Origin of the sequence: Mesorhizobium sp. BH1-1-5, assembly GCF_020165615.1 — a bacterium.
GTDB lineage: Bacteria > Pseudomonadota > Alphaproteobacteria > Rhizobiales > Rhizobiaceae > Mesorhizobium.
This window is the reverse complement of record NZ_JAIUIM010000012.1, coordinates 138264-157751: the sequence shown is the minus strand read 5'-3', so window position 1 is coordinate 157751 and position 19488 is coordinate 138264. Positions and strand designations below refer to the sequence as shown.

The 19488-nt window shown below is 62.5% G+C and carries 16 protein-coding genes; 9 read left to right on the top strand and 7 right to left on the bottom strand.

What is annotated here, in order from left to right; all coding sequences use genetic code 11:
* Position 1 precedes the first annotated feature (1 nt).
* From LB572_RS17940 to LB572_RS17925, 4 genes are all read left to right on the top strand, one after another.
* Entirely contained in the window at positions 2-1519 is a 1518-nt protein-coding gene (locus LB572_RS17940; RefSeq protein ID WP_224668624.1) for a 3-hydroxyacyl-CoA dehydrogenase, read from the top strand.
* 20 nt (positions 1520-1539) lie between these two features.
* A complete protein-coding gene (locus tag LB572_RS17935; protein WP_224668623.1) occupies positions 1540-3717 on the top strand; it encodes a dehydrogenase E1 component subunit alpha/beta in 2178 nt (725 codons plus the stop codon).
* A 27-nt stretch (positions 3718-3744) separates the two neighbouring features.
* Positions 3745-5355, top strand: coding sequence for an ABC transporter substrate-binding protein (locus LB572_RS17930; protein ID WP_412033570.1), 1611 nt, complete (start codon positions 3745-3747; stop codon positions 5353-5355).
* A 142-nt stretch (positions 5356-5497) separates the two neighbouring features.
* Positions 5498-6457, top strand: coding sequence for an aminotransferase class IV (locus LB572_RS17925; RefSeq protein WP_140802234.1), 960 nt, complete (start codon positions 5498-5500; stop codon positions 6455-6457).
* A gap of 87 nt (positions 6458-6544) precedes the next feature.
* Here the strand turns inward: LB572_RS17925 and LB572_RS17920 are convergent, their stop codons facing one another.
* A complete protein-coding gene (locus tag LB572_RS17920) occupies positions 6545-7114 on the bottom strand; it encodes a malonic semialdehyde reductase (RefSeq protein ID WP_224668622.1) in 570 nt (189 codons plus the stop codon).
* A gap of 139 nt (positions 7115-7253) precedes the next feature.
* Positions 7254-8471, bottom strand: a complete 1218-nt coding sequence (locus LB572_RS17915; protein ID WP_224668621.1) for an aminotransferase class III-fold pyridoxal phosphate-dependent enzyme — start codon at positions 8469-8471, stop codon at positions 7254-7256.
* Between the two features lie 351 nt (positions 8472-8822).
* Here LB572_RS17915 and LB572_RS17910 point away from each other — a divergent pair, with 351 nt between their 5' ends.
* The 4 genes from LB572_RS17910 to LB572_RS17895 all read left to right on the top strand — a co-directional run bounded on the left by LB572_RS17910 (position 8823) and on the right by LB572_RS17895 (position 12806).
* A complete protein-coding gene (locus LB572_RS17910; protein WP_224668620.1) occupies positions 8823-9881 on the top strand; it encodes a polyamine ABC transporter substrate-binding protein in 1059 nt (352 codons plus the stop codon).
* 150 nt (positions 9882-10031) lie between these two features.
* On the top strand, positions 10032-10871 hold the full coding sequence (locus LB572_RS17905; protein ID WP_140802238.1) for an ABC transporter permease: 840 nt from the start codon (positions 10032-10034) through the stop codon (positions 10869-10871).
* Entirely contained in the window at positions 10868-11674 is an 807-nt protein-coding gene (locus tag LB572_RS17900; protein ID WP_224668619.1) for an ABC transporter permease, read from the top strand. Before LB572_RS17905 ends, LB572_RS17900 begins: the two co-directional genes overlap by 4 nt.
* A gap of 1 nt (position 11675) precedes the next feature.
* A complete protein-coding gene (locus tag LB572_RS17895) occupies positions 11676-12806 on the top strand; it encodes an ABC transporter ATP-binding protein (protein ID WP_140802240.1) in 1131 nt (376 codons plus the stop codon).
* Between the two features lie 143 nt (positions 12807-12949).
* On the opposite strand, the gene LB572_RS17890 is transcribed toward LB572_RS17895, so the two are convergent.
* Genes LB572_RS17890 through LB572_RS17880 form a run of 3 tightly spaced genes read right to left on the bottom strand, consistent with a single transcriptional unit; the run spans position 12950 to position 15780 of the window.
* Complete coding sequence (locus LB572_RS17890) at positions 12950-13597, bottom strand: class II aldolase/adducin family protein (RefSeq protein WP_140802241.1); 648 nt, start codon at positions 13595-13597, stop codon at positions 12950-12952.
* On the bottom strand, positions 13594-14934 hold the full coding sequence (gene otnK / locus LB572_RS17885) for a 3-oxo-tetronate kinase (RefSeq protein WP_224668618.1): 1341 nt from the start codon (positions 14932-14934) through the stop codon (positions 13594-13596). The genes LB572_RS17890 and otnK overlap by 4 nt, the downstream gene beginning before the upstream one ends.
* A gap of 45 nt (positions 14935-14979) precedes the next feature.
* On the bottom strand, positions 14980-15780 hold the full coding sequence (locus LB572_RS17880) for a shikimate dehydrogenase family protein (protein WP_224668617.1): 801 nt from the start codon (positions 15778-15780) through the stop codon (positions 14980-14982).
* Between the two features lie 271 nt (positions 15781-16051).
* On the opposite strand from LB572_RS17880, the gene LB572_RS17875 reads away from it, so the two are divergent.
* The gene (locus LB572_RS17875; protein ID WP_224668616.1) at positions 16052-17368 is read left to right on the top strand and encodes an LLM class flavin-dependent oxidoreductase; all 1317 of its coding nucleotides are present in this window, start codon (positions 16052-16054) and stop codon (positions 17366-17368) included.
* A gap of 153 nt (positions 17369-17521) precedes the next feature.
* Here LB572_RS17875 and LB572_RS17870 read toward each other — a convergent pair whose 3' ends face one another.
* Together LB572_RS17870 and LB572_RS17865 are read right to left on the bottom strand one after the other, a co-directional pair.
* Positions 17522-18199, bottom strand: a complete 678-nt coding sequence (locus LB572_RS17870; RefSeq protein WP_140802244.1) for a TetR/AcrR family transcriptional regulator — start codon at positions 18197-18199, stop codon at positions 17522-17524.
* Between the two features lie 163 nt (positions 18200-18362).
* Positions 18363-19397: a LysR substrate-binding domain-containing protein gene (locus LB572_RS17865; RefSeq protein ID WP_224668615.1), complete on the bottom strand. Its 1035-nt coding sequence runs from the start codon at positions 19395-19397 to the stop codon at positions 18363-18365.
* Positions 19398-19488 lie beyond the last annotated feature (91 nt).

The following is a 19488-nucleotide window of genomic DNA, read 5'->3' as shown; positions in this document are numbered from 1 at the left end:
CTTGGCGGACGCGGGAGGGGTGTCGAGAAGTCGGATCGAGAAAGCCGGTGTCGTGGGCGCCGGGGTGATGGGTTCCGGCATAGCGGAAGTTCTGGCCGCGGCGGGCGTCGACGTGGTGATCGTCGACGAAGCGCGGGGGAAAGCCGCAGCCGCCGTCGAGCAGATCGCGTCGCGCCAACGCGCTCGGGCAGCCGCGGGCAAGGTCAGCGCGGAAACGGTCGAGAAACTGCTTGCCCATATCGAGCCCGTCGAGACTCTGGACCGCCTGGCCGGCACCGATCTGGTCGTGGAAGCCATAGTCGAACGTCTCGAGCCGAAGCGTCAGCTCATCGAGACGCTGGAAAAGATAGTCGGGCCGAACGCGATCATAGCGACCAATACTTCTTCGCTCTCGGTGACGGCGATCGCGTCAGCCGCAAAGCGGCCGCAGCGGGTCGCCGGCTACCACTTCTTCAATCCCGTCCCGGCGATGAAGCTGGTCGAGGTCATCTCCGGCGCTCATACGGCGCCCGAGGTCGAGCACGCGCTGGTCGAACTCGCGGCCCGCTTTGGCCATCGCCCCGTTATCGCCGCCGACACGCCCGGCTTCATCGTCAACCACGCCGGCCGCGCCTTCGGGACGGAAGCCCTGGCGATGCTGCGCGAGGGCGTCGCATCGATCGGCGACATCGATACCATCCTGCGGGACGCCGCCGGATTCAGAATGGGTCCGTTCGAGCTGATGGACCTGACCGGGCTCGATGTCTCGCATCCGGTCATGGAAAGCATCTACAACCAATTCTACCAGGATCCGCGCTACCGCCCGTCGGTCGTTGCCGCCCGGCGCGTGGAGGCAGGTCTTCTCGGCCGCAAGACCAAACGTGGGTTCTACGACCACGGCGATGCCCGACCGATCTCCTCCTCGGGACCGGTAGAACCGGCCGGCGCGGAGGCGGCTTTGCCGGGCCGCGTCACCGTGATCGCCGACAACGAGGTCTCGGGTATGCAGGAGCTCGTCGACTCATGCGCCGCCGAGCGTACAATCGACGGCGACCACCTCATTCTGATCGGCCTGGAGGGCGAGGACGTGGCAGGCGCGGCGGTGCGGCTCGGTGTGCCGGCTTGGCTTTGCGTGGGCTTCGACCCGTTTTTCGGCATCGACCGCCACGTGACGCTCGTGGCCTGTGCCGCGACGTCCGATCGGACCAGGGAAGCGGCTTTGAGCCTGGTCCGCCGCGCCGGCCGCAAGGCGACCATGGTGGAGGATAGCTGCGGGGCGGTCTGCCAGCGCGTCATCGCCATGATCGTCAATATCGGCAGCGAAATCGTCGGGCAGAAAATCGCTTCGGTGCCGGATCTCGATGCAGCGGTCAGGCTTGGCCTGGGCCACCCGCTGGGGCCGCTGGAATGGGGCGACAAGATCGGCCCCAAACGCATTCTGCGCATCCTGGACACGATTTATGACCGCACCCGCGACCCTCGCTACAGGGCAAGCCTATGGCTGCGGCGACGCGCGGAACTAGGCCTTTCATTGCAATAGGCCGAGCGGGAGGAGACGAGTTGGCCCAAAGACATGAACTGAAACCATCGGCGCCCTGGTACCGGATCGAAGCAGGCGAGTCCGACTGGTCGAGCCTGCCCGCGCGCGATCTCGTTCGCCTCTATACCCAGATGAAGCTGATCCGGCGCTTCGAGGAAAAGATCCTCGACCTGGAGAAGGCCGGTCTCATCCATGGCCCTGCCCATGCCAGCATCGGCCAGGAGGCGGCAGCTGTCGGCGCTGTGTCGATGCTGCGCGCCAACGATCAGATCAATGGCACGCATCGCGCGCACCATCAGGTGCTGACCAAACTGGTCAATGCGCAGACAGAACCGGACTTCGATATACTGAGCCAGGACTTCACGCCGCCGATGGACGATGCCGTCTACCGCTTCATGGCGGAAATCATGGGGCTTTCGCCAGGCTATTGCGAAGGCCGCGGCGGCTCGATGCATATGCGCCATGCCGAGTCCGGCGTCGCCGGCACCAGCGCCATCGTCGGCGGCAACATTCCGCATGCCGTCGGATACGCCCTTGCCGACAACGTGCTTAGCCGGGACGGTATTTCGGTCGCCTTCTTCGGCGATGGCGCTTCGCTTCAGGGCGCGGCCTATGAATCGATGAACATCGCGGCCGCCTACAGGCTGCCGGTCATCTTCTTCGTCGAGAACAATCTCTATGCCGTTTCCACGCATATCGAGGATGTGACGGCCGAGCCCAGGATCGCATCGCGCGGCCCCATGCTCGGCTTCACCGGCATCGAGTGCGACGGCATGGATGTGGTCGCCGTCCATCGAGCGATGTCCGACGCGATCGAAACGATCCGCGCGGGGCGCGGTCCCGTCGTCATCGAGGCGAAGTGCTACCGCCATCACCATCAGAGCGGCAGCAAGACAGGCAGCGAATTCGGCTACCGCAGCAGCGAGGAAGAACAGGAATGGCTGAAGCGCGACCCGCTGCGGCTGGCGGAGACACGTCTCGGCAAGCTCGGAATCCTCGATAGCGCGGCTCTGGCCCTGATCGACGAGCGCGTAAGCGCGGTCGTCCAGTCGGCCGCGGCACGGCTGACTGAAACGGCGCCGGGCAGCAACCAGCTTCGCATACAGGCAGGCCTATGGCCTTCCGCGCAGTCGGTGGACATCGGCATCCTTGCACCCCCCGCCGAGGCCGAGGGACTCAAGTACCGGGAAATCGAGGACTTCGCGCCCGATGAGTTGGTCAAAAGCCGTTTCGTCACCGCCGCCGGCGAAGCGCTGGGGGCGGCGATGGCGGCCGACCCGACCATCATCGTGCTGGGCGAGGACGTCCATCGGCTGCGTGGCGGCGTGAGCGGCTTTACCCGCTCCGCCCTCGAGCAGTTCCCAGGACGCGTGCTGGCCATGCCGATCGCCGAGAACGGCTTTACCGGCGTCGCGCTCGGCGCCGCGCTGCGCGGGCTGCGGCCGGTCGTGGAAATCATGTTCGGGGATTTCTGCTTCGTTGCGGCCGACCAGATCGGCAACGGCATCGCCAAGGTGAGGCACATGTTCGGCGACGGGTTTCCCGTGCCGCTCGTCATGCGGGTGCGCGTTTCCCCGCACACCGGCTATGGCTCGCAGCATTCGAGCGACCCGGCCGCGCTGTTCAGGCTGTTCCCCGGCTGGCACGTGGTCGAGCCGACAACCGCCTTCGACTATGTCGGGCTGCTGAACACGGCGCTCAAGACCAACGACCCGGTCGCGATCATCGAACACGTCGAATTCTACCAGCGCGAATCTCTTATGCCGCGCGACCAGCGCGACTATTGCATCCCGTTCGGCAAGGCCAAGATCGTCCGGCCGGGATCGGCATGCACGGTCCTTGCGACATCCGTCATGGTCCCCGCGGCTTTGAAGGTCGCGGAAGAGACCGGCATCGATGCCGAAATCATCGATATGCGCAGCGTCGGCCAGCTCACGACCGACTGGCCCCTGGTCCTGTCGTCCATCGCCAGGACAAACCGCGTCGTCATCGTCGAGCAGGTTGCGAGCGGCCTGTCGCTTGGGCGCCATTGGATCGCGGAGATCCAGGCGCGCGCCTTCGATGATCTCGATCACGAAATACTCCACGTCACCGGCAGCCTTTCGGCGCCCGTCGTTTCGGCCGTGTTGAACAAGGCCGCGCTGGGCTCTCCCGAGAAGCTGCGGCAGGCGCTGGAGTTGATTACCAGTAGCGCTTGAACCGAAAATGCCAAAAGGAGCATGATAATGAGACTGGGGAACTTCAATCATATTGCCAGACATTGGAAAGGCCTTGCCGCGGCGACAATGCTTGCGGGCGTGGCTGCCACGGCGGTGCCGGCGGAGGCCAAGACGCTGGTCATCGCGCGCGACATGGACATCAACTCCCTCGATATCGACAGAAGCTGGTGCGACACCTGCATGATCTACAATGCCGCGGTCTATGACGGCCTTCTGGCGCTCGACAAGGACAACAAGCTCGTTCCGGTCATCGCCGAGAGCTGGACGGTCAACGACGACCAGACCGTGTTCACCTTCAAGCTCAACCCGAAAGCCACTTTCTCCGACGGCTCGAAGATCGAAGCGAAAGACGTCAAATGGTCGTGGGAGCGACTGAAGAACATAAAGGGCAGCCCGTCGGACCTCGCCTCGACGATTTCATCGATCGAGACTCCCGACGCCGAAACGGTGGTCGCGAAAACCGCTGAACCAAATTCGGAACTGCTGAACGTCCTGGCCGCCAGCTATTTCGGCGTCATCAACAGCGATGTCGCCCAGGCCGAGGGCAAAGCCACCGCGGCGGCCGACGCGGCACAGTCAGACCCTGCCGAGCCGTGGTTCCTGGCGCATTCGGCCGGCGCTGGCCCATTCGTGCTCGACTCCTACCAGCCCGGAGCGGAACTCAGGCTGAAGCGAAACGAAAAATATTGGCGCGAACCGGCCAAGGTCGACGAGATCGTCATCCGTCAGGTCGGCGATGCCGTCGCTCAGGCCCAGCTTCTGCAGAGCGGCCAGGCCGACGTCGCCATGAACATCGATCCCGAGACTGCCAAGACGCTGACCGGGCCGAACGTCAAAACGGAATCGGCTCCCTCCAACAACTTCGTCTACATTGCGATCAGCCCGGGAGCCGTCGCCAATCCCTTCCCGATGACCGCCGACATCCGCGAGGCGATCTCGCTGGCCGTCGACCGCAAGTCGCTCGTCGACTTCACCTTGGGCGAAGGCAATGGCCGGTTGATTTCGGTCCCCTTCCCGCTGGATTTCCCGGGCGGCGCGGGACACTCGATACCGGAATTCGACCAGGCCAAGGCCAAGGAACTGCTTGCCAAGGCCGGCCACGCCGACGGCTTTACGCTGGAAGCGACCTATCCGAAGCTGAACGTCTATGGCGTCGACTTCACCCTTGCCATGCAGAAAATCCAGCAGGACCTGGCGGCGGTCAACATCAAGCTTGACCTCAAGCCCGTCGAGTTCCCGAACTGGCGCGAGGCGGCGAACAAGGATCACATCCCGCTGACCTTCGTCTTCTTCGCCCCGGACTTTTATGGGACGTCGCAATATGTGAACTATTTCGGCCTGGCGCCGGATTCGACCTGGGCCAAGCGCGCGGGTGCCGCAACCGACCCGTCCTTCGTCATCAACGACACCAAGCCGATGCTGGCCGAAGCCCTGAAGTTGGCGCCCGACAAGGCGGAAAAGATCTATTTCGACATCGGCGAGAAGATCAAGGCGCAGAACGTCATCATTCCGATGATCAGCCCGAACACCATCCTTGCCTATGGCAGCAAGGTCCATGGCGTGCGGAACTCGCCGAGCTCGAACGTTCCTCTCTACGAGATCTCGCTCGACGACTGACCGCGCCGTTCCGTCCTCCGCGGGGCGCATGAAACGCGCCCCGCGGATACGGCCCGAAGGCCAAAACAGGATTTCTGCCAGCAAAGAGATCGAGCCACTCGCCCTTTCCATGAAACGGGAGAGGCTCTGATGGAGGATAACCGTGCCCTATACCGATTTCATTTTCGATGGTTACCGCAAGCGCCTCAGCGAGCTCGAGGCCAGCGACAACCCTTTGTCCAAGGGCGTGGCCTATATCGAAGGTGAGCTCTATCCCATCCATGAAGCCCGCATTCCGATCCTGGACCAGGGCTTCCTCCATTCGGACCTGACATATGACGTGCCGGCCATCTGGGATGGCCGCTTCTTCCGCCTCGACGACCATTTGGACCGCTTCGAGCGCAGCTTGAAACAGTTGCGGCTGCGCAGCTCGCTCGATCGTCATGGCATTCGCCAGAAGCTCGTGGAATTGGCCGCCAGGAGCGGCATCCGCGACGCCTATGTCTGCATGATCGTGACCCGGGGCCTGAAATTCATCCGCCAGTACAGTCCGGATGAAATCGAAAACAACCTCTATCTCATGGTGCAGCCCTTCGTGTGGGTCATGGGCGAAGAGCTGCAGAAGACCGGCGGCTCCGCCGTCATCGCCCGCGATGTCCGACGCGTGCCGCCAGGCGCCATCGATCCGACCGTGAAGAACCTGCAATGGGGCGACTTCGTGCGCGGCATGCTGGAGGCGCGGGACCGCGGCGCCAACTACCCGATCCTGACCGACGGCGACGGCAATCTGACCGAAGGTTCAGGCTTCAATGTCTGCATCATCAAGGACGGCGTCTTGCGCACGCCGAAGCGCGGGGTGCTGGAGGGCGTCACGCGCAAGACCGTGCTGGAAGTCGCCAAGGCGAATGGCATCGAATGCCATGTCGAAGACGTGCCGGTCAGCGCGGCCTACGATTGCGACGAATTGCTCTTTGTCACCACCGCCGGCGGCGTCATGCCGATCACCAAGCTGGATGGGGTCGCGATCGGCAATGGCGAAGTCGGGCCGCTCAGCAAGACGATCTGGAAGGCCTACTGGGAAGCGCATTACGACCCGATGCGCAGCTTCGCGATCAACTATTGAGGCGTATCGAGAACCGGCCGAGCAGGACCGGCTAGAGCGAGCCGCCGCGAACCGATGCGGCGGCTTTTCCTTTTGGTCTGGCGGCGATCAGGCGATCTTGCAGGCGCCGTCGAAGTCGAGGCGCGGAAGCCTGGCGAACAGGCCAGCCGGGTCGCCATATCCTAGATTGACCAGGAAATTGCTTTTCCAGCTTGTCCCGGCGAAGAAGGCCTCGTCGACGAGTTGGTTCTTGAAACCCGACATCGGTCCGGCATCGAGGCCGAGCATGCGCGCGGCGATGATCAGATAGCCGCCCTGCAGCGTGCCGTTGCGAAACGCGGTTTCGTGCGCGACATCGGGGCTCGACGTGAACCACGAGCGCGCGTCGGCATGCGGAAACAACTGCGGCAACCGATCGTAGAAGGCTTCGTCATAGGCGACGATGGCGGTGACCGGCGCCGCCATGGTCTTGGCGGAATTGCCGCTGCTCAAGGCCGGGCGCAGCTTTTCCTTGGCCTCCGGCGACTTGACGAAGACGAACCGGCCCGGCGAGCAGTTCGCCGAGGTCGGCGCCATTTTCAGAAGGTCGTAGAGCCGGCGAAGCGTTTCGTCGGACACAGGCTTGTCTGTCCACTTGTTGTGGGTACGAGCCGTCGTGAAAATGCTGAAGTCGTTCATCGCGACCCTTCAATCCCTGAACATGAAGTCGATGGAACACGTCGCCTCAAGCCGCGCGAGAGGCGCCGACAGTCCCATTGTTGCCATCGCGGCACGGCGGTCGGCCGTGGGCGGATCGCCGCCGGCCGGCGAGCGGCAGTCAGCGCGCGATCTTGAGCCTGGCCAACACCAGCGGGTTTTCGTTCGCCGGGATACGCGTGCGTTCCGCCTTCAGCTCCGCAAATGCACGCTCGCTTGCCTTCAGCGTCTCGTCGATATCGGCGGCCGTCATGGCGGCATTCAGGAACATGTTGTGGTAGGGATGGAAGTACACGCCATGCTTGAGCGCGCTTGCGACCCAGGCATAGCCGAGGCGCATGTCGGGATCTTCGTGGAACAGGATTTGCGGCATCTGCACCGGACCGGTCTGGCGCAGGGAGAACCCGAAGGCCACGGCTTGTTCCTCGAGCCCTGCCCTCAGCTTGTTCCCCAACTCGACCGTGCTTTCCAGGTACCTGGTCTCGCGGATCAGCCGAAGCGTTTCTATGCCTGCCGCCATCGGCACGGCCGAAAACCAGAAGGAACCGGTGGCGAAGATCGATCGCGCGGCGGCGTAGAAGCGCTGCGAGCCCATCATCGCCGAAATCGGATGACCGTTGGCGATCGCCTTGCCCCAGCAACTGATGTCCGGCTCGACGCCCAGGATCGACCACGAACAATCGCGGGTCAGCCTGAAGCCCGCACGAACATCGTCGACGATAAGCGGCGCATCGAGATCGTCGCAGATCTTTCGGACAGCCTTTGCGAAACTCTCGGAAGGGATAAGCTGGTCGGCAAAGACCTCATGCTTGAAGGGTGTCGCGAAAATCCCAGCGACGTCGCCCTCGGCCGCGCGCACCGCCGCCTCGAGGCTTTCCAGGTTGTTGTATTCGTAGGTGAGGATCTGCTTGCGCTCGTCGTCGACGATGCCGGTGCGGTTCGGCGTGCACCACGGCTGCGAGCCATGGTAGGCGCCGGTGGCGACCAGGATCTTGCGACGCTTGGAGTAGGCCCGCGCTATCGTCATCGCCATGGAGGTCGCGTCGCTGCCGTTCTTGCAGAACATGGCCCAGTCGGCATGCGAGACCATCGAGACCATCGCCTCGGCCAATTCGACCATCAGATAGGACGGTCCGGTCATGGTGTCGCCGAGTTCCGCCTGCCTGCGTGCGGCGGCCTCGATATCGACATTTCCATAGCCGAATAGATTCGGCCCATACGCACTGAGATAGTCGATATATTCATTACCATCGACGTCCCACAGTCGCGTGCCGCTGGCGCGACTGAAGAACTGCGGGAAGTCGGGCGGCAAAAGTGCTGTGGATTCATGGCCATACATTCCACCTGGTATAACGCGCCTGGCGCGTTCCAGAAGTTCTAAATTGCGGCTGTTCGACCAAGGCATGGATATGTGACCCCTGTTTTCGAGGCAGGCTATAGCAATAAAAATATCTGCTATCAATGATGAATCCGATAGATTGCCGCTTCTGTTTCGGCTACAAATATCGAAGGTGGGATGCGTCAGCCGGCAAGGCTCGCGCAGACCAGCCTGCAGCGCCGAACGTACAAGGAGATGCCGATGGCAGGGTTGATCGAAGGAGAAGCCGGATTTGCCCAAGGCAATCCCGGTTCGATCGGCCGGTAAAAGCGGCGCCACCAAACAGGAAATCAAAGCCAAAAAGGGGAATACATGGACACGATCAGGAATGGTCTGAGCAGACGCAGCGTTCTCAAGCTTGGGGCCGGCACGGCCGCGGCATCATTTCTTGCAATGCCGGCCATCGGCCGGGCGGCTCCCACCTCGCTTTCGGTCGCCAATGGCGGCGGCGCGCTGGGTGACGCCTTCAAGGCGGCGTGCTTCGATACGTTTGAAAAGAAGACCGGCATCAAGATCATCAGCGCCCCCTACATGGAAGGCGCGCGACTGAAGGCAATGGTCGAGGCCGGCGCGGTCGATATCGATGTCACCGATACGGATTCCTCGGAAGCGGCGCCGCTGGCCGTCGCGGGCCTTCTGGACGAGATCGATTACAGCGTCGTGCCGAAGGACAGCCTGATCGACGGCGCGGCCAGCAAATACTGGACGTCGTGCTACATCGCCGGTTGCGTTCTGAGCTGGAACACGGATTCGGCCAAGGATGGCCGGCCGAAGAACTGGCAGGAGTTTTTCGATCCCAAGTTCAAGGGGCGCAGGACGCTCTGGAAGAACGCCGCACAGACCATGGAAGTGGCGGCCCTCGGCGCCGGCCAGACGCTGGACAAGCTCTATCCGATCGACATCGACCGGGCTTTCGCAATGCTGGACGGTATCCGGTCCTCGATCACCTGGTGGACGTCCGGAGCCCAGAGCGCGCAGCTTCTGGCCAATGGCGACGCCGATTTCGGCATGTGCTGGAACGGTCGCGTCGACCCGGTCAAGCAACAGGGCGGCCCGATCGACTACACGTTCGACTACTCGCTCCACACGCCGGGCATCTGGAGCCTGCCGAAAGGCGGCCGCAACCGCGACACCGCCATGAAGTTCATCGCCCACTGCATGGACCCCGAAGTCCAGGCTGCCTTCTCCAAGCTGATCCCCTACGGACCGACGAACGACAAGGCCTTCGACATCCTGTCGGCGGAAGAGCGCGCGCGCATGCCGAGCTCTCCGGAGAACCGGAAGCTTTCGATCGCCATCGACGGCGACTACTGGCTCGAGAACGGCACGAAGATCTACGACCGCTTCAACACCTGGGTCGTGACGAAATAGGCTGACCATCCGGCTTGGAACTGCGCGAGCGATTCTGTCGCTCGCGCAGTTCTGCCGTTGAAATTCGTCACCGCTCGCTTGCGCAAGAGCGCAACGATCTAGTGAAATGGCCCCGACATACGGATCCACGAGTCAGGACTTGTCCACGCCATGAAGCATCGCAGCTTCCTGCTTTATCTTCCCGTCGCGCTGCTGCTGACGCCCTTCTTCCTCGCGCCGATGGCGGTGATCGGGACCGAGAGTTTCAGCGGTCAGCACGGCGTCGGGGCCGAGTACGTCAAGGTCGTGACCGATCAAGGCATCCGGACCGTCCTCTACAACACCTTCTACGTTGCCGCGATGGTGACAATCCTGTCGCTGCTGATCGGATATCCGATCGCCTATGTCCTGGCGCGGCTCAAGGGACGATGGGCGACGATCGGCATATTTCTCATCTTCCTGCCTTTCTGGGCCAGCACCGTCATCCGCTCTTTCGCATGGATGATCCTGCTCGGCCGCAAGGGGCCGGTGAATTCGATCCTTCTGGGCATCGGCCTGATCGAGGACCCTATCCGCTTCATCGACAACGGGCTGGGGCTGATGATCGCCATGACTTACATCATGGTGCCGTTCATCGTCGTGCCGATCCTCAACGGCTTGCGCGCCATCGACCCCAACCTGCCGCGCGCCGCCGCCGTGCTCGGCGCAAATCCCTGGCGCCAGTTCCTGGCCGTCACCCTGCCGCTTTCGATGCCCAACATCGCGGTCGGCTGTACGATTGTCTTCGTCACCTCGCTGGGCTTTTTCGTAACGCCTTCGCTTCTGGGAGGCGATTTGACCGTGGTCTCTATGCTGATCAGCGAACAGGCCAACAGGCTCTTGGATTGGCCGCTTGCATCGGCTCTGGCCATCATCGTGCTTCTGCTGACGATCGTCATTTTCGCGCTTCTGCGGCTCAGCCAGCTGGCTTCCCGGCGCAGGGACAAGGCGCGGTCGGGAGTGTTCGCATGAGCGTTTCGGAGAAAAAACTATGGACTGCCTGGAGCCGATTTCTGACCGGGCTTGTGGGCGCGATCCTGATCGGATTTCTGGTGCCCATCCTGGTCGTGGTTGCGGTGTCCTTCCAGAGCAAATCCTATCTCTCGTTTCCGCCGACCGACTTTTCGCTGCGCTGGTACCAGCAGTTCATCGGCAACGACGATTACCGGTCGGCAATCTTGAACAGCATGATGATCGGCGCGTCCGCCGCGGCGCTTGCGACCATTGCCGGCATTTCGACGGCGCTCGCGGTCGTGCGCGCCAGGGCGCCGGGCTCGGCGATCGTCAGCGCGCTTTCGATCGCGCCCGCGGTGCTGCCGCAGATCGTTCTTGCGATCGGGCTGTTTCCCATCAGCGTGTGGCTGGGCCTTCAGGGGACGCTATGGGCTGTCATCCTGGCGCATGCCGTCATCGGCCTGCCCTTCCCTTTCATCACGGTTTGCGGTGCGCTCACGTCCTATTCGAACCGCATCGAGATCGCCTCGATGACCCTGGGGGCGAACGCCTTCCAGACTTTCAGGCTGATCACCTTTCCGATGATCCGCCCGGCCGTCATCGCCGGCTTCATCTTCGCGTTCGCGGCCTCGCTGGACGAGCTGGTGCTGGCTCTGTTCCTGAGCAGCCCGTCGACCCGCACGCTGCCGCTGCTGCTGTGGGAGCAGCTCAATTTCCAGGTCACACCCGAAATCGCCGCCGCGGCCAGCGTCATTCTTGCGGTGACAAGCCTACTCATTCTTGCGGCAACCCTGTTGCCGCGTCTCGACAAGGACAATTAGGATGCTGCAGATGGTAAGCCGATCGGCAACGACAGCGGAAAGCCGTGCCGCGGGAGGAGCCGCGGTTTCGATCCACAATCTTTGCAAGCGCTACAACAATTTTGAAGCCGTCGTCCCGACATCCGTCGAGATCGCGTCAGGCGATTTCTTTGCCATCATCGGACCGAGCGGCTCGGGCAAGTCAACGCTGCTTGGCATGATCGCCGGCTATATCGATCCGACGGCAGGGCGGATCGTGGTCGATGGACGCGACATCGTTCCCGAACCGATCTATCGCCGCAACATCGGCATGGTGTTCCAGAACTATGCCCTGTTCCCGCACCTGTCGGTCGCTCAGAACGTCGCCTATCCGCTGAAGATCCGCGGCGTCGCCAAGCATGAGATTGCAAGGCGCGTACGCGAAAGCCTGGCCATGGTCCGGCTGGAAGCCTTCGCATCGCGCATGCCTTCGGAACTCTCCGGCGGCCAGCAACAGCGCGTCGCGCTGGCGCGAGCCTCGATCTATCAGCCGTCGATCCTGCTGATGGACGAACCGCTCGGCGCACTGGACAAGAACCTGCGCGACGAGATGCAGGAGGAGATCAAGCGCTTCCAGCAGGAGCTTGGCGCGACCGTCATCTATGTCACCCATGACCAGCAGGAAGCGGCATTCCTGGCAGACCGCATCGCCATCATGCGTGACGGCGCCATGACGCAGATCGGCAGCCCGCGCTCGCTCTACGAACAGCCGAAGAGCCGCTTCGTCGCCGAATTCCTCGGCGAGGCTTCCATTTTCCCGGTCAAGACGGCTTCGGGGAAACTGACCGACCAGACCTGCCGCATCACGCTCGAAGACGGGACCGAAACGGTCATTCGAACCGGCGAGGACGGCGGGCCGGGCCGCTTCGCATGCATCAGGCCGGAACGCATCACCATCGGCCCGAAGGCTCGAGGCCTGGCGAATGCTTACACGGGTGTCGTGCGTGAGAGCCTCTATACGCCCGGCAGCATCCGGTATCGCGTGGAACTGAAGGATGCCGGTTGCCTGCTCAAGGTCCGGGCGCTGCCTCAGCACAACACCGAAGTGTTCGAGACCGGCAGCTCGGTGGACATCGGCTGGTCCGTCGACGACATGACCATCCTGGCGGAGTAGCCACGGCCGCTTGAAAAAGTCAGCCAGGCAGCGCGCTTGGCCTAGGGCATTTCAGCGTTCACAGAAACGGGGGAATGCCTTGTCGCTTTTCTTTTTCAAGCAATTCCGGACGGAAAACCGCTCACACTTTTCCTGGAATTGCTCTAGGCCGGCCGCTGCTGGCCATAGGTCTTGTAGCGGTCCTTCACCACGCTGAGTTCATCCGCCGTCAGCATCACCGGGCGCCCGACCATGCTGGCAATCATGTACTGCCTGGCGAGCGTTTCCAATTTCTCGGTTCGCGCGAGCGCGGTGGCAAGATCCGGCCCGTAGGCGATCATGCCGTGATTGGCGATAAGGCAGGTGTTGCGTTCGGCAAGCGCGCGCACCACGGCGCTTGCAAGATCCGCCGTGGCGAAGGTCGCATAGTCCGAGCAGGGGACGTCATCGCCTCCGAACGAGGCGATCATGTAGTGGAACGCCGGCAGGCCCTGCCTGAGGCACGACAATGCCACGCAATGGTCGGGGTGGGCGTGCACGACGGCCTGAGCCTGGGGGAAGGCTCGGTAGATTCCCGCATGCATGTTCCATTCGCTCGATGGCCGGAAATCCCCGCCCCATTGGCCGTCGAGCGTCATTTCGACCATCGCGTCGGCATCGAGTTTTTCCGGAGAAATCCCGGTCGGGGTGATCAGCATGGCGCCGTCTCCGAGCCGCAGGCTGATGTTGCCCGAAGTTCCGCTGTTCAATCCCTTCGAAGCGATCGAGCGGGTCGCGTCGACGAGCGATCGACGCGCGGTTTGATCTTTCATTGTGCCCTCGTCGTTGGCGGCCATTGCTCGAGATACAGTTCGGTCCTTGCCGGCCGGCGCATCTCTTCGAGCACTGTTGAAAAAACGTCGATCCCGCCGAGCTTGCCCGATTTCAGCATCAGCGCGACCTGAAACGGCATTTCGGCGATCATGCGTCCCGTGCCCAGGCCCTGGTACGGTCCGACGATGAAGCGGTTGATGGGCAATCTGGGCACGATGGCGCCAGCCGTCTCGCCGCCGGCGACGACCAGACGCCTGACACCGCCCTCGAAGATCAGCCGCTGCGCGAGTTCGGTGAGAAAATTCTCAGCCGCGCGCGCCACGACGTCGCGGCCGTATTTGCCCTGCAAACGTTCGACCTCCTGCTGCGGCGCCATTGTCGCGATCGCGATCGGCCGGTTGGCCGCGATCGCCCGGTTGGCCGACGCAAGCACAGGCGCGCCGAGGTCTTCGCCTTCCATGAGCCGCGCAAGGTCGACGCTGACGATCTCGTTTTCCCGGCCGAAGTGATCGAGTTGCTCGGCGGTCCGCGGCGCGACACTTCCCGCCAGGACGACGGCCGGGCCCTCGACGCCCGGCAACTCCGCCGCCTGAGGATTTGCAAGCCTGCCGCTGCGGCGCCAGGAGGTCGGCAGATGCGCCACCACCGAAGCGTTCCCGGTCATGAGCGGCATCTCGGCGGCGGCTTCGGCAATGGCGGCAAGATCGCGTTCATAGATCGTGTCGACCACCGCGAAACGTGTCCCCTCCTGCGCCAGCGCCTCGCAACGCTCGGCAATCGCCTTCGAACCGCGATCGACGACCGGATGCGCGACAAGGCCGACGCGGCTCCTGCTCTGCGCGGCGAGAACGCGCACGATGTTGGAATCCGTCATGGGAGTGAGAGGATCGAACCGCTTCGGCGATTCGGCGAGGATTTGAGAACCGCCGAACATATAGCCCTGGAACACGGTGCGCTGGGTCTCGCAAAGCGCCGGGCAGAACAGCACCAGCCTGGCGCCAAGCAGGTCCGCGAGCGCTTCGGCGCATGGTCCGATGTTTCCGGCCGGCGTCGAATCGAAGGTGGCGCAATATTTGAAGAAGATCTGATCGCAACCCGCCGACAGCAAACGCCGCGCCGCCGCGATGACGAGGTCGACCGCATCGGCGGCCGGGATGACGCGCGTCTTCAGAGCGATGACATGTGCAAGCGAATCCGGCGCGATCGCTGCATCGATGTGGGTGGAGAAACCGGTCGGCACGCCCCGCGCCACCAGCATGGCTGCCAGTTCGGAGCCTCCGGTCAGATCGTCGGCTATCGCGCCCAGCAGCAGCTGACGTTCTTCTTGCATCTTCATCGGGCTTCTCTCTGGAACCTTCGTCTTGCCATCGGTCGAATACACTCAGAGACCGAGAAAGTCGCGCATGAGGGCGAGCTGGCCATCCATCATCCGGCGGCCGAACAGTACGCGGCAGCCTTTCGCTTCTGCGGCCTGCAGCAATCTGGTCCGTTCCGGCTTCATGACGATGTCGGCGACAATCATGTCCGCCGACAGCGTTGCGAAGTCCAGGAGGTGGTCATCATCCTTGCCGGCCATCCCGACGGACGTCGCGTTGATGATCATGTCGAAGCCGGTGGCGTCGGCGGCGCCGGTTCGTACCGGCACGCCGGGATATGCGGCGGCTACCGCATCGGCAAGCCCGGCGACCTTGGCCCGGTCACGATTGCAGATGACCAGTTCAACCATGCCCGCCTCGGCCAGCGCAAAGGCCACGCTGCGGCCGGCGCCGCCCGCGCCAAGCAGGAGCACGCGAAGGCCGGCCAGCTCGACGCCCGCTTCCACCGCGCCGCGCACGAAGCCGGCGCCATCGACATTGTCGCCGATCAGCTTTCCATCGGGATCTCTGCGGATGCAGTTCACGCTGCCTATCGCCTGGGCCCGACCCGTCAATTCGTCCAGCAACGGCAGAACCGGTATCTTGTGCGGGATGGTCACCCCCGATCCGACACAGTTCCGATACGCTCGCAAAGCCTGAATGGCGCCGGCAAGGTCCTGCGGTCCGACGTGAACCGGAACGCAGACGAAATCATGACCGGCGGCCCGCATGAAAGCCGTGATGGCTTCCGTTCCAACCACGTGCGAGACGGGGTCGGCCAACAGAAGCATGATTTTCGTCTGCCCGGTTATGCGGCGCGCGTCCATCGATTCCTCCCGGGGAGCTGCTGCTGAGTTAATATGATAAATATCGGTTATCTTTTTGTTCCGGCAACGAACCAGATACAAACCGACATCACCGGCATTTGCGCTTGTTTTCCCGTAAATTCAAGCGATTTCAGTGATCGCGGAGCCAATGCCCGGATCGAATGGCGCGGCAATTATTTGTCGCATATGCCAGTTGATAATAAATAAGTTTATCTGTAATCCTAGCCCTCTCTCACATTATGAATGGCTCGGCCACGCAGGGGATTTTTCCATGTCGAAGCGGCAAATGCATCTCATAGGTTACGTGCTGGCCGGCCCCACCTGGCATCACTACGGAGCATGGCGGCACCCGGAAAGCGACGGCCTCGATATGCTCGACCCCGCCCGCTACGAGGAGATTGCCCGCACTCTCGAGCATGGGAAATTCGACGGGCTTTTCTTCGTCGATTTCCTGATGCTGTTCGACTCGTACGCCGGCGGCTATCGCACGAATCTGAAGGAAGGCGGCCAGCAATGCATGATGGATCCCATGCAGCTCCTTTCGGCAATGGCGCGTGTCACGTCGCATATCGGGCTGGCGTCGACGATGTCGACGACGTTCTACCACCCCTTCCACATTGCGCGGGCATTCGCGTCGCTCGACCACATCAGCAAGGGCCGCGCCGGCTGGAACGTGGTGACATCGGCGATGGAACGTGAGGCCAAGAATTTCGGCATGGATGCGCTGATGGACAAGAACAAGCGCTACGACATGGCGGACGAAGTGCTCGAGGCCTGCGACAAGCTTTGGCAGAGCTGGGAGCCCGGGGCGCTGGTCGGCGATCGCCAAAACAATGTCTTCGCCGACGCCGACAAGGTTCACTACGTGAACTACGAGGGCAACTATGTACGCACCAGCGGCCCGCTGACGGTGCCGAGCTCGCCACAGGTCAGGCCGGTGATCATGCAGGCGGGTTCCTCCCCTCGCGGCCGCGAATTCGCAGGGCGCTGGGCCGAAGTCATCTTCACGCTGCAGAACTCCAAGGAGCACATGCAGGCGTTCTATCGCGACATCAAGGACCGCGTCGTCGCCAGCGGCAGGAAGCCGAACGAGTGCGCCATCGTTCCGGCGGTCGACATCGTTCTCGGCGACACGGAATCGATCGCCAGGGAACGCGCCGAGGCCATCAACGAATATGCCAGCCCGACGCTCGGCGTTGCCGAGATCTCGAACGCGCTCGGCGTCGACATGTCCAAGGAGCCGCTCGACAAGCCTTTGGAGGACCTGGAATTGAGCCAGGGCTGCCGCGGCATCCTCGACGTGATGCTTCAGGGCACGAAGAAAGACGGACTGACACTCGGCCAGGCCGGCAAGGCCTGGGCAACCAGCCAGATGACGCCTCAGCTCGTCGGCACGCCGAAGATGATCGCCGATCACCTGCAGGATTTCTTCGAGGCGGAGTGCTGCGACGGCTTCATGATCTGCCCGTCCATCAGCCCGGGCACTTACGTCCAGTTCGTCAAAACGGTGGTTCCGGAGCTGCAGCGCCGCGGAATATACCGCAAGGAATACCAACACTCGACCTTCCGCGAAAACCTGCAGAACTGAGGCGGCCACGGAGCGTCCTGGAGCGGTTCATCGTTTCACGAAAACGGCGAACCGCTCTATCTCCATCTCTTTGTTCTGACGCAATTCCGGACGGAAAGCTGCGAAGTTACCGAGCCCAGCGGCTCGCACCAGAAATGCTCCAAGGACGCTCCGCTACGCGCCGACTTCGCGCGTCGCGAGGATCTCCGGAAGATAGCAGCGCAGATAGGCTATGCCTGCCAGATGCGCTTCGGCGATATAGTCGTCGCGGATGTAACCGTTTTCGCTGTAAGACAGCGAGAAAACGCCATCTATCATGGCGAAGTATGTCGCAAGACGGCGCTCCCATTCCGGCATCGCCGGCACGTGGAAATAGTAGGAAAGCAGCTGCGACCTGCCGTCGACGAGGCGGTGATACTGCGATATGTCCGCGCTCTTGACCTCCACACTGATGTTGGCGCCGAGAAACAGCCGGAGCGCGGCCGGATGGCTGTTGTGATATTCGGCCGCGCTGATCACCTTTTGCCGGAACAGATCCTGCCAGCGCGCCGGCCGAACCTCCAGCGGCAGCATGGAGAGTTGCAGCAAGGCGTTGTGGTGAACTTCGGCGAGCGCAAGCAGGGCCGCTTCCGTGCTCGGGAAGAAATGGTACACCGACGCGGTCGGGACCTTCGCCTTGGCGGCGATCTGATAGAGCCCGATATCCTGGACATTGCTCGTCGCAAGCAACTCGTCCAGGGCGTCGAGCAGCTTTCGGAAGCGCACTTGCCCCGGCTTGCGTTGAGGACGCCGCGCCACGACGCGCTTCGGCTGGCGGTCCGCGGCGGACTTATCCTCGACATCGTTGCTCATCGTCACCTCGAATTGCGAAAATCTCGATTCCGAGACAAGAAGAAACGCTCCGGCAGGTCAAGACACATCAAGACAATAAACCCAGTCTTGGCGGGCGCGCCTGCCTAATAGCGGCGATTTGGCGACCCGTGGCCCGCCGATAATGTCTGGCGCCGGCCGGCTGTCATCTATGCGATTTCTGGGCTTCCACCAGTAGATGCTCATTGTTCGTCATCGCCGCGTCCCGGCGCATCCGGTCGTAAAGCCAGGAACAGAACTTCTCGCAGCTCTGCTTGCGCAACTGCCCGGCCGGTTCGACGACGTAATAGTCCGAGCCCCTCACCCTGTATGGAGCGAGCTCCAGCGCCGGCACGAGGACCCCGCTTGCGAAGAGGTCGTCCACAAGCGGACTGCCGCCCAAGGCTATTCCCTGACCGCTCAGCGCTGCCTGCATCAGAACCGAGAAATTGTTGACCGTGATCTGATGCTTGCCTTTGGTCGTTTCGACGCCATGGGCCTGGAACCAGTCGCTCCAGCCGCCGCCCTGCACCGAGCGTCCTTCGATGCCCAGCAACATCTCGCCAAGCAGATCGCCAGGACTTGCCGGACGCCTGCGGTCCTCCCAGTAGGACGGGTGGCAGACCGGCGTCACTTCGCAGCCGATCAGGAACCGCGAAGACATGGACGGCCACGACCCGCCGCCGAATCGAATGGTCATGTCGATCCGCTGCTTCGAGATGTCGACGAGCTCGTCGTTGACCGCCAGGCGCAGATCCACGTCCGGGTTGAGCTTGCTGAATTCGGCAAGCCGTGGCGCCAGCCAGTAGGTGCCGAACGCATGGGTCGTGCCGACGACGATAGCCTGGGGATCGCTCAACTCTCTCACCCGGTCGGCAAGCGAAGCGATCGCCGTGAGATGCAGCGGCAGCGACGCATTCAACATGATGCCGGCAGCGGTCAGCTCGATCGAGCGATGCCCGCGTTCGAACAAGGGGGTCTGCAGGAAATTCTCCAGCTCCCGGATCTGCCGACTGATGGCCGCCTGAGTGATGTTGAGCTCGTTGGCTGCCTTGGTGAAACTCAGCAGCCGTGCGGCCGCTTCGAACGAGATCAGGGATATGAGCGAGGGGATGCTGGTACGCAAGGAAGACATAACAAATCTTAATGCCAATCGGGCGTGAGCCGCAAGCAATGCCGCCGCGACGGCAAGTGATTTCAATGCGCTTTCGTGGATGTGATGGCGGAAACCGCGGAATTCGGATCAAGTCAACTCAGCTCGATAATTCAATGCTTTAAGCGATATGACCGTC